Below are 15,873 nucleotides of genomic sequence, written 5' to 3' on the forward strand. Positions count from 1 at the left end.
GTTCCGGCCGGCTCGGGGCGTGCCGCCCCGCCCGGCTCAGCCGGCGGCGGGCCAGTCGGCTCAGGGGGCGGCGGGCCAGTCGGCGGCGGGCGCGGCGGGTGGGCGGTCGCCGATGAGGTCGGCGAGGCGGGCCAACCGGCGGCGGCCCGTGATCCGGTACGCCGGCCCGCCCGCCTGCGCGTCGAGCAGCACCGCCGGCAGGCCGACGGCGGCCAGGGCCGCGCCGGCCGGTTCCCGGCAGTGCTCGTCCGCCGCGCCGAGGCGGAGCAGGAACCCGGGCGGGTCGGCCGCCCCGGCGGCGGCCACCCAGAGCCGCAGCCGGCGGCCGTTGAGGTGGAACCCGGCGGGCGGCCGTTTCACCTCACCCGCCGTCGGCGGGTCGCGCAGCCAGGCCAGCGCGAGCGGCGCGAGGGTGCTCGCGTACGAGGTGCGCACCAGGTGCCGGCCGTCGGGGGTCGCCTCCCAGGTCGCGGCGATGCCGCGCCGGGACAGCTCGGCGACGAGCACGTGCACCCGCCAGGCGGCGTCCAGCACGATCGACAGCCGGGCGGTGCCGCCCATTCGGGACACCTCCCCTGGCCCGGCGAGCAGCCCGGCCAGGTCGGCGACGGACGGGTCCGCCGCCTCGGCGCCGAACAGGGAGAGCTGCCGCACCGGGTCGGGTGGTCGGTCGGGGGACGTCAGCGGCACTCCGGGACCTCGTCGAAGGCCTGTCTGAGCTCTTCGGAGTCGAGCCGGCTGGTGTCCAGCGCGCTGGCGTCGTACTCCTTGTCGAGGGTCTCCACGGCCGCGCGCACCCCGTCGTAGAAGGCGGTGGCCTCGCCGGTGCCCAGCCCGTCGATGGTGTCGCGGGCCCGGCCGTACGCGTCGCGCACCTTGCCCAGGGACGCCTGGAAGCGGGCCGAGATCTCCTCGCCGTGCTCGGTCTCGGGGACGCCGGCCTGGTCGATCTTGCGGCGGGCGGTCTCGCTGGCGTCCGCCGCGCCGGCAAAGAGCCGCACCAGGTTCTCCTTCGCCTGCGCCGGGGTGGTCTGCGCGGTCATCTGCTGCTGGGTGCTGCTGGTCAGCTTGTTGATCTCGGCCCGCCACGGGCTGAGCGCCTCGCAGACCGACGCCGCCCACGCCCGCGGGCTGGGGCCGCCGCCGCACGCGGCCAGCGCCAGGACGAGCGTGGCGAGGACCGCCGTCAGCTTTCCGGCGGTCGCCGCCCGGCACGTGCGCATGCGTTGCAGCGTACGGCCTCCGCGCCGTCGTGCCACGGGTCGGTTTGCCGCCCCGGGCCCGCCACGGGGGTGCGGGCTCCCGGCCGGCGGTGGTCGACCGGCCGGGAACCCGCTGTGTCACCGCTCAGGCGTTGACCGTCTCCGGCCGCTGGTCGGCGCTGCCGGCGCCGGTGCCGCTGTCGTCGGAGTCGCCCATCGCGATGCCCTTGCGCTTGCTGAACACCACCGCCGCCACGACGATCAGCGTGGCCACCACCGCGATGCCGACGCGGAGGCCGACGTTGCGGTCGTCGCCGACGCTCCACGCCACGACGGCCGGCGCGATCAGCAGCGAGACCAGGTTCATCACCTTGATCAGCGGGTTGATCGCCGGGCCGGCGGTGTCCTTGAACGGGTCGCCGACGGTGTCGCCGATGACCGTGGCGGCGTGCGACTCGGAGCCCTTGCCGCCGTACGCGCCGTCCTCGACGAGCTTCTTGGCGTTGTCCCACGCGCCGCCGGAGTTGGACAGGAACACCGCCATCAGGGTGCCGGCGCCGATCGCCCCGGCCAGGTACGCGGCCAGCGCGCCCGGCCCGAGGCCGAAGCCGACGGCGATCGGGGCGAGGATGGCGAGCAGGCCGGGGGTCATCAGCTCGCGCTGCGCGTCCCGGGTGCAGATGTCGACGACCTTGCCGTACTCGGGGCGCTGGGTGCGGTCCATGATGCCGGGCAGCTCGCGGAACTGCCGGCGCACCTCCATCACCACCGCCCCCGCCGAGCGGGACACCGCGTTGATGGCCAGCCCGGAGAAGAGGAACACCACGGCCGCGCCGATGATCAGGCCGACGAGGTTGCGCGGGTTCGCCACGTTCAGCGAGTTGAGGATCTCCGCGCCGACGTCGCCGACGCCCGCGTCCGAGTACGCCGTGCGCAGCGTGTCGGTGTACGAGCCGAACAGCGCCGTCGCCGCCAGGACGGCGGTGGCGATCGCGATGCCCTTGGTGATCGCCTTGGTGGTGTTGCCGACCGCGTCCAGCTCGGTGAGGATGCGGGCCCCGTTCTCGTCGATGTCGCCGGACATCTCGGCCACGCCCTGCGCGTTGTCGGAGATCGGGCCGAAGGTGTCCATCGCGACGATCACGCCGACGGTGGTGAGCAGGCCGGTGCCGGCCAGGGCCACCGCGAACAGCGACAGGGTGATGGAGCTGCCGCCCAGCAGGAACGCGCCGAAGACGCCCGCGCCGATCAGCAGCGCCGAGTAGACGGCCGACTCCAGGCCGACGCTGATGCCGGCGAGGATGACGGTCGCCGGGCCGGTCTGCGAGCTCTTGCCGATGTCCTGCACCGGGCGGCGGTTGGTCTCGGTGAAGTAGCCGGTGAGCGCCTGGATCGCGGCGGCCAGCACGATGCCGATGATCACGGCGGCGATGGTCACGCCGCGCGGGCCCAGCGGCGGGTCGCCGGCGTCGACGCCGAGGCTGGCCCGCCACTCGGGACCGAGCAGGTCGGCCCAGGTCGGCTTGAGGTAGACGAAGGAGGCGACCGCCACCAGCACCGCCGAGAACAGGGCGGAGAGGTAGAACGCCCGGTTGATCGCGGTGAGCCCGTTGCGGTCGGAGGCGCGCAGCCGGGTGATGAAGACGCCGACGATCGCCACCAGCACGCCGATCGTGGAGATGATCAGCGGGAGGACGAGGCCGTCGTTGCCGAACGCGGCCCGGCCGAGGATCAGCGCGGCGACCAGCGTGACCGCGTACGACTCGAAGAGGTCGGCGGCCATGCCGGCGCAGTCGCCGACGTTGTCGCCCACGTTGTCGGCGATGGTGGCGGCGTTGCGCGGGTCGTCCTCGGGGATGCCCTGCTCGACCTTGCCGACCAGGTCGGCGCCGACGTCGGCGGCCTTGGTGAAGATGCCCCCGCCGACCCGCATGAACATGGCGAGCAGGGCGGCGCCGAAGCCGAAGCCCTCCAGCACGGTCGGCGCGTCGCCCTTGAACAGCAGGACGACCAGCGCCGCGCCGAACAGGCCGAGGCCGACGGTGAGGAAGCCGACCACGCCGCCGGTGCGGAAGGCGATCTTCATGGCGCCCTCCCGGCCGCCGGTCGCCTCCCGGGCCGCGGCGGCGACCCGCAGGTTCGCGCGGGTGGCCAGCCACATGCCGGCCCCGCCGATGAACGCGCTGAACAGGGCGCCCACCACGAAGAAGGCGGACCGGCCGATCTTCACCGCCAGCTCGCTGCCGTCGGTGTCGTGCACCGGCAACAGGAAGAGCAGCACCACGGCGATCACCACGAAGATCGCGAGGGTCCTGAACTGCCGGAGCAGGTAGGCCGACGCCCCCTCCTGCACCGCTCCGGAGATCTCCTGCATGTTGGTGGTGCCCTTACCGGCTGCCAGCACGGCCTTGGTCAAGGCGGCGGCGAAGACGAGTGCCACCAGCGCGATGACCGCGGCGATGACGACGTACGTCAGGTTGGCTCCGGTAAGGGACAGTGCGCCGCCGTCGGCGGCCATGGTCCCGGACATCTGTGTCCTCCTGTACCGAACACTCGCGCCGGCCGGTGGAGACGCACGGACCGACGCCTGGATGCGGACTCGCAAGCGCGCCAACCCACTCCAGCGGACCAGCGATGAACACCCATACCCGCTGGCTGCGGGAAGGATCACTTGCTGACAACCCGCGTACTGTAGCCCTCCGTAGTGCCAGAGGTCACATTGAGGGGCACCCTGTTCGGATGATCTTCGTCGCTGTGTTACGCGAAGAATTCTGATATAAGCCCCGACCACGACGAACGGGCCGCCCTCCCGGTCGGGAGTGCGGCCCTGAGCAGGCAATCAGTGAGTTGAGCGCGGAGTCAGCCCGGACGACTGATCATGCAATCAGCGAGGGTTGAGCAGAGAGTCAGCGATGCACCGGCCATACCATGCGGACCTCCGTGCCGACGCCCTCCTCGACGGGGCGCACCTGAAGATCCTCGACGAAACCGGCCAGCAGCGCGAAGCCCACGCCGGTGGTCAGATCGTCCTCGTTGAGCGACTCGTTGGCGAGCTGGTCGGCGTCCAGCGCGGCCAGGCCGATGCTCGCCTCGATCGGCGCCCGGTCCACCACCCGCACCGCGTACGCCCCGCTGTCGGACATCTCCACGAGCACCGGATCCGGCACGTTGTACTGCCGGTGCAGGGCCACCGCCCGGGTGCACGCCTCGCCGATGGCCAACCGCACCTCGTCGAGCAGGTCCTCACGGACGCCGGCGCGGCGGGCCACCGCGACACCGACCAGCCGGGCGGTGCGCACGTGCACCGGGGCCGGCGAGAAGGAGAGCCGGACCGTCGCCATCAGGCGCCGGAGCCGGTCGGATCGGCCCCGATCGCCGCGTCGACGGTCGGGTACAACGGGAAGACCTGATCCAGGGCCGTGATCCGGAAGATCTTGAGCAGCGGCTCCTTGCCACAGACCAGCGCGAAGCTGCCGCCGGCCGCGCGCAGCCGCTTCAGCGCGCCCACCAGCACGCCCAGGCCCGTGGAGTCGAGGAAGTCGACCCGCCCCAGGTCGACCACGACGTGCCGGGCCCCGCCGTCGATCAGCTCCAGCAGCCGTTCCCGCAGGCGAGGGGCCGTGTAGACGTCGACCTCACCGCCGACCTCGAGCACCGTGTGCTCCCCCACGGCACGGGTCGCCAGCGACAGCTCCATCGGTCCTCCTCGCAAGAGTCGTAAACTCTCCTGGGCATCTAACCATCCCCGCCGGGGCCGTCCGCGAGGTCACCGGCGAAGGGCTCCCCCTTACCCACACCCCCGCCGGTCAACTCCGAACACTTGTGCGAGAGTGCAGGACATGCCCCCCGCAGCCACCGTAGCCGCAGGCCACGGCCCCGACCGCCCGCCCGGCGCGGCCCCGGCCGAGCTGCTGCGTCGGCTGCGCGCGCGCACCGGCGGCGACGCCGACCCGGTCACCCACGTCGAGCGGGTGCCGGCCCGGCCCGGCGAGCAGGCGTCGTGGCCGCCGTGGGCCCCCGAGGAACTGCGCGCGGCGTTCGCCCGCCGCGGCGTCGTCGCGCCCTGGCGGCACCAGGCCGAGGCCGCCGACCTGGCGTACGCGGGCACGCACGTCGTCGTCGCCACCGGCACGGCGTCCGGCAAGTCCCTGGCGTACCAGCTTCCCGCGCTGGCCACCCTGCTCGCCGACCCCCGGGCCACCGTGCTCTACCTCGCGCCGACCAAGGCGCTCGCCGCCGACCAGTTGCGCGCCGTCGCCGGCCTGGACCTCGACGGGGTACGCCCCGCCACCTACGACGGGGACACCCCGCGCGCCGAGCGGGAGTGGATCCGCCGGCACTCGCGGTTCGTGCTGACCAACCCCGACATGCTGCACCACGGCATCCTCCCCGGGCACGCGCACTGGTCGGGGTTCCTGCGCCGGCTGGCGTACGTCGTCGTCGACGAGTGCCACACCTACCGGGGCGTGTTCGGCTCCCACGTCGCGCACGTGCTGCGCCGGCTGCGCCGCCAGTGCGCGCGCTTCGGGCGTACCCCCGTGTTCCTGCTGGCCTCGGCCACGTCGGGTGACCCGGCGACGGCGGCCGGGCGGCTCACCGGCCTGCCCGTCGCGGCCGTCACCGACGACGCCTCGCCGCGCGGCGGGGTGACGTTCGCCCTGTGGGAGCCGCCGCTGCTGCCCGGCGACCAGGCTCCCGGGGCCGGCGGCCCGGCGGGCGGGGCCGGCGACCTCGCGCCGGTGCGCCGGTCGGCGCTGCGGGAGACCGCCGACCTGCTCGCCGACGCGGTCGCCTCCGGCGTGCGCACCCTCGCCTTCGTCCGGTCCCGCAAGGGCGCCGAGGTGGTGGCCGCCACCGCACGCCGCGCCCTCGACGAGGCCGTCCCCGGGCTCGGCGACCGGGTGGCCGCCTACCGGGCCGGCTACCTGCGCGAGGAGCGGCGCGAGCTGGAACGGGCCCTGCTGCACGGCGACCTGCTCGGGCTCGCCTCGACCAACGCGCTGGAGCTCGGCGTCGACCTCGTCGGGCTCGACGCCGTGCTGATCTGCGGCTGGCCGGGCACCCGGGCGTCCCTGTGGCAGCAGGCCGGGCGGGCGGGGCGCTCCGGCGACGAGGCCCTCGCCGTGCTCGTCGCCCGGGACGACCCGCTGGACACCTACCTGGTGCACCACCCGGAGGCCCTGTTCGGCCGTCCCGTCGAGGCCACCGTGCTCGACCCGGCCAACCCGTACGTGCTCGCCCCGCAGCTCGCCTGCGCGGCGGCCGAGGCCCCGCTCACCCCCGCCGACCTGGACCTCTTCGGCGACGGCGCGAAGGAGGCCGTCGACTCGCTCGTCGCGGCGGGCGCGCTGCGGCAGCGGCCGACCGGCTGGTACTGGCGGCACCGGGAGCGCCCCGAGGTGGACCTGCGCGGCGAGGGCGGGGCCCCGGTCTGCGTGGTCGAGGCGGCCACCGGGCGGCTGCTCGGCACCGTCGACGGCGGATCGGCCCACTTCCTCGTCCACGCCGGCGCGGTCCACCTGCACCAGGGCGTGTCGTACGTGGTCGACTCGCTGGACCTCGACGACGGGTGCGCGCTGGTGCATCCGGAGGAGCCCGACTGGTCCACCCACGCCCGGGACGTCACCTCCCTCACCGTGGCGTCGGTCCGCTCGTACGTCGACGCCGGGCCCGTCGGGCTCTTCCTCGGCGAGGTGGACGTGACCAGCCAGGTCGTGTCGTACCAGCGACGCCGGATCTCCTCCGGCGAGGTCATCGACACCCGCCCGCTGGACCTGCCGGCCCGCGAGCTGCGCACCGTCGCCGTCTGGTTCACCCTCTCCCCGGAGTCGCTGGCGGCGGCCGGCGTCGAGCCGGCGGACGTGCCCGGTGCGCTGCACGCCGCCGAGCACGCCGCCATCGGGCTGCTGCCGCTGATGGCCACCTGCGACCGGTGGGACATCGGCGGGCTGTCGACGGCGCTGCACCCGGACACCGAAGCGCCCACCGTCTTCGTCTACGACGGGCACCCGGGCGGGGCGGGCTTCGCCGAGCGGGCGTACGGCACGGCCGCGCAGTGGCTGCGGGCCACCCGCGACGCGATCGCCGAGTGCGGCTGCGAGGCGGGGTGCCCGTCCTGCGTCCAGTCCCCGAAGTGCGGCAACGGCAACAACCCGCTGTCCAAGCCGGGCGCGCTCCGGGTGCTCGACGTGGTGCTGGCCAACCTGCCCGCGCCGACCGACCCGGGGGCCACGCTGCCGAGGCAGGATGACCGACGCGCCGGGTAGGCGGCGGGCCCCGGGTGGGCGGCTGGCCGGGTAAGGGACGGGCCGGACAGGCTGCCCGCCGGACAGGCTGCCCGCCGTTCGGGCGGCGGGCCGGACCGGCGGTGCGGCCGGGCGTGCGCGCGGCGGTGGCTGGGCCCGGATGCGGTGGCTGGCGGCAACCGGGTTTCCGGGACGCGTGCATGACCGAAAGGCGTAGTGGGCATTGATACATGGGAGCGCTTCCATGCCAGGCACCCGCCCCACTACCCTGAGATCGCCGTTTCCAGCCGCCGGAGGAGGAGTCGTGGCCGACACCATCGCCGAGACCGTCGACCTGCTCTACACCATCGACCAGGAACACCTCACCCCCGACCAGCAGATCGCCCTCGGTGCCGCCATGGCCACGCTCGCCCAGGCGGAGCGGCTGGAACAGATCAACGAGCGGCTGCGCGGCATCCACCAGGTGCTCAACGCGTGGGCGCTCAAGGCCACCGTCGACGGCGGACGCTGACGCCGGCGGGCGGACGACGACTGCCGGCCTGGCTGGCGGTCGTTGGTGGGCCAGCGGTTGTCGGTGGGCGGGCGGTTGTCGGCGGGCTGTGCGAGACTCCGGCGACCCTCTGAAGGAGAACTCATGCAGCTCGACACCTTGCAGCACCAGCAGCAGTTCCACATCCGGCAGCGCATTCGGATGATGGTCAACCAGTACGAGGTCCACTCCGTCGCCCCCGACGGTTCGGAAGGCGGGCTGCTGGCCTTCGCGCAGCAGAAGCGGCTGGCGTTCAAGGAACAGGTCACCATCTACACCGACGACAGCAAGCAGCAGCCGCTGCTCGGCTTCAAGGCCCGGCAGCGGCTGGACCTCGGCGCGACGTACGACGTGACCGACCACGCCGGCACCCCGATCGGGCTGTTCCGCAAGGACTTCGCCCAGTCGCTGCTGCGGTCCACGTGGCACGTCGAGCAGGCCGGCCTGCCGCAGATCACCGGCCAGGAACGCAGCATGCCGGTGGCGCTGCTGCGCCGGTTCGTCGACTCGCTGTCCTGGCTGCCGTACCACTTCGACTTCACCGCGGGCGGCCAGCCGGTGTTCTCGGTCGTCAAGAAGTGGGGCCTGCGCGACCGGTACGTCGTCGAGGTGCACAACCCGCAGATCGACCGGCGACTCGTGATCGCCATGGCGATCGGCCTGGACGCCCTCCAGGGCCGCTGAGCCCGACGACCGCTGAGCCCTGAGGGCCGCCGGCCCGGTGGCGCTCGGCTTCCGGCTCGGCCGGCGGGCGGCCACCTGCCCGAAGGGCTGCCGGGCCGCCTCCGGGCCGACGCCCCGGGCCTGGCCCCGGCCCCGGCCCCGGCTCCGCCAAGCGACCAGGGCCGGGGCCGAGCCAGGGCCAGGCCCGGGAACCAAGCCAGGATCGGGGATCGGGGTCGAGCCAGGGCCGGGGGTCGGGGGCCGGGACGGCCCGGCGCGGGCGGTCGCCGTGGCGACCCGGGTGAGACCGGGCAACGGCGTGACGATCACCTCCGTCGTCACCACGGCGTCCAGCCCGTCGAGCCGGCAGCCGGCCAGCCGCGCCCCGTTCGCCCGCGCGATCTCCCCGGCGGACGCGCAGGCCGCCTCGCCGCCGGTCAGCGCCTGAGCCGCTGCGGCGAGCGCGCCGAAGTCCGCCGCCACCGCAGCCCGCTGCCGCGCGAACCGGGCCGCGCCGACGGCCGCACCGAAGACGCCCACCAGCACGAACGCCAGCCCGACGGCGAGCAGACACACGGTCGCCCCGCCCCGCTCACCGTCCGGTCGCGGCCCCTGCGGGCCGCACGAGCGCCAGCCGCACACGTGCCAGCCGCGACATGATCGGCACGAGCGCCGAACGCGACACGAGCGGCGGGCGAGACACGAGCGGCGGGCGCGACAGGCACGACGTGGCCGGCAGGCACGACACGAGCTGCCAGCAGGACACGGCCGGCACGAGTGGCAGCGGCGACACGAGCGGAACAGGCCCCGACGGGCCGGACGCTTCGTCACGGCCGTGGCCCCGGGGCACCCGGCTCGACGGCGGCGACCGCCGTGGCGGTGACGGTGACGAGGGGCAGCCGGGCGCCGAGGGCGCGCACGGGTGCCCGTACCGTCGCGGTGACCCGGTCGTCGCCCACCGAGACCGAGACCTCCGCCCCGGCGGGCGCCGCCGCTTCCCCCGCCGCCACGCCGGGCTGGCCCCGGGAGGCGGCGAGGGCCGCCTCCCGGGCCGCACCGAGGCAGCCGGCCTGCGTCGCGACCGCGTTCACGGCGGTGAGACCGGCGAGCAGGAGCAGCAGCACCGCCGGCAGGCCGGCGGCCAGTTCCGCCGTGAACGACCCGCGCTCCCGGGGCGACGGGGACGGCTGCCGGGTCGGCCGGCCGCCCTCGCCCGGCCCCGGTTGTCGCTCCGGCGCACCCCGACCGGGACCGACCTGCCGGCGGGCGGTCACTTCAGTGCCCGGTCGATGACGGCGGTCAGCGCGGACTGCACGTTGCCCGAGGTGAGCACCTTGAGCAGGATGCCGGCGAACGCGACGGCGGCGAGGGTGCCGACGGCGTACTCGGCGGTGTTCATCCCGGCGTCGCCGCGCAGGCGGTTGAGGATCTTGCGCATGGGCGTTCTTCCCTTCTGGACGGTCGCCGCGCAGCCGGTCGGCTGGCGGCGCTCAGAGCACGTCGCCAAGGACGGCGACGATCACCGGCACCAGGCCGGCGAGAATGAAGGCGGGCAGGAAGCAGAGCCCCAGCGGCAGCACGATGAGCACGCCGGCCCGCCGGGCGGCGGCCTCGGCGGCGGTCGACCGGTCGGCGCGCAGGTCGTCGGCGAGCCGGGTCAGCGCACCCGCGAGCGCGGCACCGCTGTCGGCCGAACGCAGCGCGGCACCGGCCAGCCGTTCGGCCCCGGGCACCGGGAGGAGATGCGCCCACGCCTCCTGGGGCCGGCCGCCGAGCAGCAGGGTCCGGCCGACCAGGCCCAGGCGGTCGGCGAGCGGCCCGCCGAGCGCGTCTGCCACGGCCAGCACGGAACGGTCCACCGGCGCACCGGCCCGCATCGTGGCGGCGAGGAGATCCGCGGCGAGGGGCAGGTCGGCGGCCTCCCGGAGTCGCCTCTCCCGGGCTGCGGGCGGCTCGATCCGACGCAGGCCCCGGTCCGCCGCGACGGCGGCGACGACCCCGCCGAGGAGCCCCGCCCAGCCGCCGAGCACCACCAGGACGGCGAGCCCGAACAGCCCCGCCCCGAGACGGATCGGGTCCGGCCACCACGGCGGCCGGGACCGGCCGGCCGCCTCGGCCGGCCCCGCCGCCGCGTGCGGCGCGTCCGCCCCGCCGAGGCCGGCCGGTCTGTCCGGCGGGGCCGTCTCCCCCGCACCGGCCGCCTCCCTCCGCCGGCCCAGGCTGCGCAGCCGGCGGGTGGAGCCCGCCCGCGTGCCGACGGACAGGGCGAGCACCGCCGCGACGACGAGGCAGCCGGCGGCCACCGCCTGACGGGTCATCGACTGCTCCCGCCGGGCGCGGCACCGAGGCGTTCCGTCCACAGCAGGCCGGCGAGCTGAAGGACCACGGCCGCCACCGCGCAGCCGCCACCGACGGGGGTGTGCAGCAGGACCGCGACCGGGTCGACGCCTACCCCGTAGCCGAGCCCGATGCCGCCGAGCGGCAGGGCGGCGAGCAGCCAGGCGGTCGCCCGTGCTCCGGCCGCCTGCGCCGCGGCGGCGGCCAGCCCCCGGTCGCCGGCCCGGGCGTCGGCCTCGATCCGTTCCAGCAGGTCGGCCAGGGGCGCGCCGGTGCGGTCGGCGAGCCGCACGGCGGCCCGGGCCAACTGGCGGAGCCGATCCGCCCCGTCGGGCGGGGCGGCCGGAGGGCCGGACCGCCCGGGGGCACCCGGCGCGGCACCGTTGGGAGCCCCGCCCGGCGCGCCGCTCAACAGGCCGGCGTCCGGGGCCGGGACGGACCGGCCGCCCGGGATGAGGGTCGCGGAGGCGGTCAGCACCGGCACGCCCGCACGCAGGTCCGCGGCGAGGGCGCAGAGCTGGTCGAGCCCGTGCCGGCGGGCGCGCTCCTCCTGCCGGAAGCGCTGTCGCCGGACCAGCCCCCGCACGAGGAGCGACCCGTACGCGCCGACCACCACGGCGGCCACCGGCCCGGCCAGCAGGCCACCCGATCCCGCACCCACCGCGCCAGCGACGAGCAGGGCCCGCCCGGGCGAGGCCGCCAACCACCCGGTCAGCCGCAGCGAACGGGGACCGGAGGCGGACAGCGCCGACGGGTCGTACGCCCCCTGGTAGGTGTCGACGGACGCCCCGCCGGGACGGGAGCCGAGCTGCCCCGCTGGCGGGCCCGGGTGGTGTCCCGCCGTCGGGGGGCGGTCCGGTGTGCCGGCGGGCCGGCGCGGGTCACGGCGGTCGGGCGGGCCCGGTCGCCGGCCGCCGCTGGGCGGGGTGACCGGGCCGGGCCATCCGCTCGGCGCGGTGGCGGGGCCGGTGCACCGGCCGGCGGCGGCCGGCGACCGACCCGGCGGACGGAGGTGGCCGGCGGGCCGGTCGCCGGCCGGGCCCGGTGCGCCACCCGGGTCAGAGAGGTCGGACAGGTCCGAGAGGTCGGACAGCTCAGAGAGGTCGGACGGGTCAGGATGCCGAGCGGCCCGGTCGCCGGCGCTCCGGTCGCCTGGTGGGTGCGGCGACGCGGGCGACAGCGTCCCGAGGACGGACCGCCGCCGGGCCCGGCCGTTGCGCAACGGCCACACCACGATCGCCGCGGCGGCGACGATGCACACGGCCACCAGCCAGCCCGCCGTGGTCACGTGGAGCCGCCACGGCGGTGGGCCGCCCCCGGAACCTCCGCCGGGCCGGCCCGGTCGGGACGCTCCCGCTGCGGCCACCCCGCGCCCAGGACCGGCGGGACCGCGACGTCCCGCTCCCGCAGCAGCACGCCGAGGGCCTGCGCGGCGGGGCCGGTGCCGTGACCGCGCACCCAGGCGGGGACGACCGTGACGAGGCGGTCCGGGCCGTCCGGGAGCAGCAGGCAGACCGACTCCAGCACCCGGCCCCGCGCGCCCCGGCGGACCTGGAGCAGCACCTGGAGCGCGGCAGCGACCTGGGCGTGCAGCGCCGCCCGGGGCAGCCCGCCCAGCATGCCGAGCGCCTCCAGCCGGGCCGGCACGTCCGAGGGCGTGTTGGCGTGCAGCGTCCCCGCGCCGCCGTCGTGGCCGGTGTTCAACGCGGCGAGCAGATCCACGACCTCCCCGCCCCGGCACTCCCCGACGACGAGCCGGTCCGGACGCATCCGGAGCGCCTGCCGCACCAGGTCGCTGAGCCCGACCGCGCCGGTGCCCTCCACGTTGGAGGTGCGGGCCTGCAACCCGACCACGTGCGGGTGCACGGGGCGCAGCTCGGCGGCGTCCTCGACCAGCACGATCCGCTCGTTGCCGGGGACCAGCCCGAGCAGGGTGTTGAGCAGGGTCGTCTTGCCGGAGCCGGTGCCGCCCACCACCAGGTACGCGAGCCGGGCGGCCACCAGGGCGGCCAGCACCGGGGCGACCGGCCGGGGCACGGTGCCCTGCCGCACCAGGTCGTCCAGGGTGAACGGGCGCTGCCGGAAGGTGCGCAGGGACAGGTAGGGCCCGTCGGTGGCCACCGGGGGCAGCACGGCGTGCAGCCTCGTGCCGTCCGGCAGCCGGGCGTCGACGCAGGGGGAGCCGTCGTCGAGGCGACGGCCTGCTCCGGCGGCGAGGCGCTGCGCCAGCCGGCGCACGTCGTCGACGGTGCCGACGGGCACCGCGACCTGGTGCAGGCCGTGCCCCCGGTCGACCCACACCCGGTTCGCGTTGACGAGAACGTCGCTCACCTCGGGGTCCGCGAGCAGGGGTGCCAGCGGGCCCGCGCCGACCAGGTCGTCGTGCACCCGCCCGGCGATGCGCAGCACGGCGGTGTCGCCGAGGACCGCCGCCGCCGGTTCGGCGCGGACGGCGGAGACCACCGCCGCGGGCGTGACCGGGGCGGCCGTGGCGGCGAAGCGTTGCCGCACCCGGCTGGCGATCTCCTCGCCGTCGGCGTGGCCGGTCACGCCGCACCCGGCACCGGGACGCCGGTCAGCTCGCCGACGATCCGCTGGCAGAGCGCGGCGAGGGGGCCGCGCCCGTCGGCGGCGGGGGCCTCCCCGCGCTCCAGCCCCCGGCACAGTCCCGGTTCGGGGCGCAGCGCGCCGGCCAGCGGCAGGCCCAGCGCGCGGGCGACTTCGACGGCCTTGAGCCGGCCCGGTGCCGGTCCTCGCACGACGACGGAGAGCTGGGCGCAGTGCGGCGCGGCGGCCGCAGCCACCCGGGCGGCTGCGGCGGTGGCCCGCAGCTCGGCCGGCACGACGAGGAACGCCTGGTCGGCGGCCTGCAAGGCGAGCACGGCCGGGTCGTCGAGGTGCCGGGGCACGTCGACCACGACGAAGTCGCGCCCGCGCCGGGCCGCGTCGAGGGTGGCCGCCATGGCCGGGGCGGGCAACGGCAGGGGGTCACCCCGGTCCCAGGAGAGCACCACCAGGTCGCCGCGACTGGGCAGGGCCCGGACCAGTGCCGGCGGGTCCACCCGGCCGTCGGCGTCGGTCAGCGCCGGCCAGCGCAGCCCGTCGAGTTGCTCCCAGCCGAGCACCAGGTCGAGCCCGCCGCCGAGCGGGTCGGCGTCAACGAGGAGCGTGCGCAGCCGGGCCCGGGCGGCGGTCACGGCCAGCCCGCCGGCGAGGATGCTGGCTCCGGCGCCGCCCCGGCCGCCGAGCACCGCGACCACCCGGGCCACGCCGTCGCCGGCCCGGTCGGGCGCGCACTCGGCGAACCGGTCGACCAGCCAGGGCTCGGCGGCCGGCAGTGTGGCGACGTGCTCGGCGCCGATCAGCTCGGCGATCTCCCAGCCGGGATCGAGCTGCCCGGTCCGGCCCACCAGAACCATCCGTGACCGGCGGGGCAGCCGCGCCCGCAGGCAGGGCTGGGCCTGGTCGTCGCCCACCAGCACCAGCGGCGCCGGCGTCCACCGGGACCGGGCGGCGGCCGGGTCCGCGGCCACCTCGACCTCGGTGCCGCCGGCGGCGGCGAGCCGGAGCAGGTCGTCGAGCAGACCGTCGTCCGAGGTCACCACCAGGGGCAGTCGGCGGCGCGGCGGGAGCGGGGTACGGGGTGGTGGCATCGTGGCCTCCAGCAGTCGGGCTCGGGGGTGCTGCCGGAGAGCGTGCCCGGGTGGGACCCCGCCCGGCCGCCCACGATGGCTTCCCTGTGGACAGCCGGGGGCACTGTGGACAACGCCCGCGAGCCGAGTGGATCTGCTAAGGCGGGCCGAAGCGGCGCAGGTGGGAGGGGTCAGCCACGGCAGGCCCCGGGGCCCCGTCGCATGGCCCGCGCCCGAATACCCGGTCGGCCGGGCGCCCGATGGGCGGCCGAGGCAGAATTCCTCCCGGCAACCATTGACCTCCGGGAAACCCATTTCGCATAATTCGCTCTTCCGTGCCGCTGATTCGAGTGGCACCGTGCGCGGATCGGGGCCATGACCCACTCACGAGAGTTCGACGATCGGCGCAGGCTCGACATCTCCAGGGGCACCGGGGAAGGCGTCGGGACTGCGGCGCGCCTGCGCATCGGCGGCTGGGTGCCGCCGTCGGTGGAGCGCGCGGCGCTGCCGGCCAAGCCCTACCAGGCGTTTCCCGCCGGGGACGGCTGGGCCGCGGCGGGTCCGGGGGCGGCACCGGCCGCCCCACCGGCGGCCGCGCCGTCGAGGCGGGCCTACGGCAGCGAGGGGCCGCAGCTGGCCCTCGTGCTGGTCTCGGTGGTGGTCGGCCTGGTGGCCACGCTGGTCATCACGCTGCTGCCGCTGTTCAACGCCTACCAGCCGTACCAGCCGGGGCCGATCGCCCAGGAGCCCATCCGGGTGGGTCTGCCCACGGACAGCGCGACGCCCACGCCCGCCCTCTCGCCGGCGCTGGGGTCGCTGTCGAACCGGGCGTCGGTGCCTGCCCGGGCGTCCGCGTCGAGCCGCCCGTCGACCGGCCGGCCCCGGGAGAGCGGCCCGACCCCGACGGCCCGCGCCACCACGGGCCGGCCCGCCCCCGCGACGACCGGGCCCCGGCCGCAACCCACCCAGGCGGGTGCGCGGGAGCTTCCGGCGCTTCCGCCGTCCGCGGAGTCGCGCCTGCGGTCGACCAGCGGCGGGCGTTCGACGTACGTCGACTTCGTCAACGCCCGGCGCGAGCGGGTCGTCGTGTACTGGCTCGACTGGGACGGCCGCCGCCGGCAGTACCGGACGCTGGGGCCGGGCGAGTCGTACCGGCAGCAGACCTACGTCGGGCACCCGTGGGTGGTCACGAACGACCGGGGGTGGGGGCTGGCCTGCTTCCAGCCGGAGTCCGAGCCGCGTCGGGCCGTGGTGCGCTGAGACGA

15 protein-coding genes and 1 pseudogene are annotated in these 15,873 nt (G+C 76.3%); 4 read left to right on the plus strand and 12 right to left on the minus strand.

The annotated features are described in order from the left end of the window. Nucleotides 1-60: 60 nt before the first annotated feature. The 5 genes from HDA31_RS27550 to HDA31_RS27570 all read right to left on the minus strand — a co-directional run bounded on the left by HDA31_RS27550 (nucleotide 61) and on the right by HDA31_RS27570 (nucleotide 4,899). Nucleotides 61-690 carry a hypothetical protein gene (locus tag HDA31_RS27550; RefSeq protein ID WP_178063008.1) on the minus strand — a complete coding sequence of 210 codons (630 nt, stop codon included), beginning with the start codon at nucleotides 688-690 and terminating at the stop codon, nucleotides 61-63. Beyond that, nucleotides 681-1,223 carry a hypothetical protein gene (locus tag HDA31_RS27555; RefSeq protein ID WP_074475343.1) on the minus strand — a complete coding sequence of 181 codons (543 nt, stop codon included), beginning with the start codon at nucleotides 1,221-1,223 and terminating at the stop codon, nucleotides 681-683. The genes HDA31_RS27550 and HDA31_RS27555 overlap by 10 nt, the downstream gene beginning before the upstream one ends. A gap of 124 nt (nucleotides 1,224-1,347) precedes the next feature. Continuing rightward, the gene (locus HDA31_RS27560; protein ID WP_178063007.1) at nucleotides 1,348-3,732 is read right to left on the minus strand and encodes a sodium-translocating pyrophosphatase; all 2,385 of its coding nucleotides are present in this window, start codon (nucleotides 3,730-3,732) and stop codon (nucleotides 1,348-1,350) included. Nucleotides 3,733-4,108: 376 nt separating this feature from the next. Further along, nucleotides 4,109-4,546: an ATP-binding protein gene (locus tag HDA31_RS27565; protein ID WP_074475345.1), complete on the minus strand. Its 438-nt coding sequence runs from the start codon at nucleotides 4,544-4,546 to the stop codon at nucleotides 4,109-4,111. Next, nucleotides 4,543-4,899 carry an STAS domain-containing protein gene (locus HDA31_RS27570; protein WP_178063006.1) on the minus strand — a complete coding sequence of 119 codons (357 nt, stop codon included), beginning with the start codon at nucleotides 4,897-4,899 and terminating at the stop codon, nucleotides 4,543-4,545. Before HDA31_RS27570 ends, HDA31_RS27565 begins: the two co-directional genes overlap by 4 nt. A 142-nt stretch (nucleotides 4,900-5,041) precedes the next feature. Here HDA31_RS27570 and HDA31_RS27575 point away from each other — a divergent pair, with 142 nt between their 5' ends. From HDA31_RS27575 to HDA31_RS27585, 3 genes are all read left to right on the plus strand, one after another. Then, nucleotides 5,042-7,468, plus strand: a complete 2,427-nt coding sequence (locus HDA31_RS27575; RefSeq protein ID WP_178063005.1) for a DNA 3'-5' helicase SftH — start codon at nucleotides 5,042-5,044, stop codon at nucleotides 7,466-7,468. Between the two features lie 283 nt (nucleotides 7,469-7,751). Then, nucleotides 7,752-7,958: a hypothetical protein gene (locus HDA31_RS27580; RefSeq protein ID WP_043961488.1), complete on the plus strand. Its 207-nt coding sequence runs from the start codon at nucleotides 7,752-7,754 to the stop codon at nucleotides 7,956-7,958. 123 nt (nucleotides 7,959-8,081) lie between these two features. Next, nucleotides 8,082-8,660 carry an LURP-one-related family protein gene (locus tag HDA31_RS27585; RefSeq protein WP_178063004.1) on the plus strand — a complete coding sequence of 193 codons (579 nt, stop codon included), beginning with the start codon at nucleotides 8,082-8,084 and terminating at the stop codon, nucleotides 8,658-8,660. Between the two features lie 240 nt (nucleotides 8,661-8,900). On the opposite strand, the pseudogene HDA31_RS32710 reads toward HDA31_RS27585, so the two are convergent. The 7 genes and pseudogenes from HDA31_RS32710 to ssd form a co-directional block, all read right to left on the minus strand. Next, nucleotides 8,901-9,281 (minus strand): annotated as a pseudogene (locus HDA31_RS32710) (Rv3654c family TadE-like protein); the annotation flags it as partial. 185 nt (nucleotides 9,282-9,466) lie between these two features. Continuing rightward, entirely contained in the window at nucleotides 9,467-9,784 is a 318-nt protein-coding gene (locus HDA31_RS27595) for a TadE family type IV pilus minor pilin (RefSeq protein WP_074475394.1), read from the minus strand. A gap of 125 nt (nucleotides 9,785-9,909) precedes the next feature. Further along, complete coding sequence (locus tag HDA31_RS27600) at nucleotides 9,910-10,077, minus strand: DUF4244 domain-containing protein (RefSeq protein WP_074475350.1); 168 nt, start codon at nucleotides 10,075-10,077, stop codon at nucleotides 9,910-9,912. Between the two features lie 52 nt (nucleotides 10,078-10,129). Then, nucleotides 10,130-10,957, minus strand: coding sequence for a type II secretion system F family protein (locus tag HDA31_RS27605; protein WP_376701417.1), 828 nt, complete (start codon nucleotides 10,955-10,957; stop codon nucleotides 10,130-10,132). Continuing rightward, complete coding sequence (locus HDA31_RS32715; protein WP_246384283.1) at nucleotides 10,954-12,264, minus strand: type II secretion system F family protein; 1,311 nt, start codon at nucleotides 12,262-12,264, stop codon at nucleotides 10,954-10,956. Before HDA31_RS32715 ends, HDA31_RS27605 begins: the two co-directional genes overlap by 4 nt. Further along, the gene (locus tag HDA31_RS27615) at nucleotides 12,261-13,526 is read right to left on the minus strand and encodes a TadA family conjugal transfer-associated ATPase (RefSeq protein ID WP_246384281.1); all 1,266 of its coding nucleotides are present in this window, start codon (nucleotides 13,524-13,526) and stop codon (nucleotides 12,261-12,263) included. Before HDA31_RS27615 ends, HDA31_RS32715 begins: the two co-directional genes overlap by 4 nt. Next, complete coding sequence (ssd, locus tag HDA31_RS27620; protein ID WP_178067040.1) at nucleotides 13,523-14,578, minus strand: septum site-determining protein Ssd; 1,056 nt, start codon at nucleotides 14,576-14,578, stop codon at nucleotides 13,523-13,525. Before ssd ends, HDA31_RS27615 begins: the two co-directional genes overlap by 4 nt. 405 nt (nucleotides 14,579-14,983) lie before the next feature. On the opposite strand from ssd, the gene HDA31_RS31875 reads away from it, so the two are divergent. Next, nucleotides 14,984-15,868, plus strand: a complete 885-nt coding sequence (locus tag HDA31_RS31875; protein WP_219824985.1) for a VHL beta domain-containing protein — start codon at nucleotides 14,984-14,986, stop codon at nucleotides 15,866-15,868. Nucleotides 15,869-15,873 lie beyond the last annotated feature (5 nt).

The sequence above is a fragment of the Micromonospora carbonacea genome, from assembly GCF_014205165.1.
Classification (GTDB): Bacteria; Actinomycetota; Actinomycetes; order Mycobacteriales; family Micromonosporaceae; genus Micromonospora; species Micromonospora carbonacea.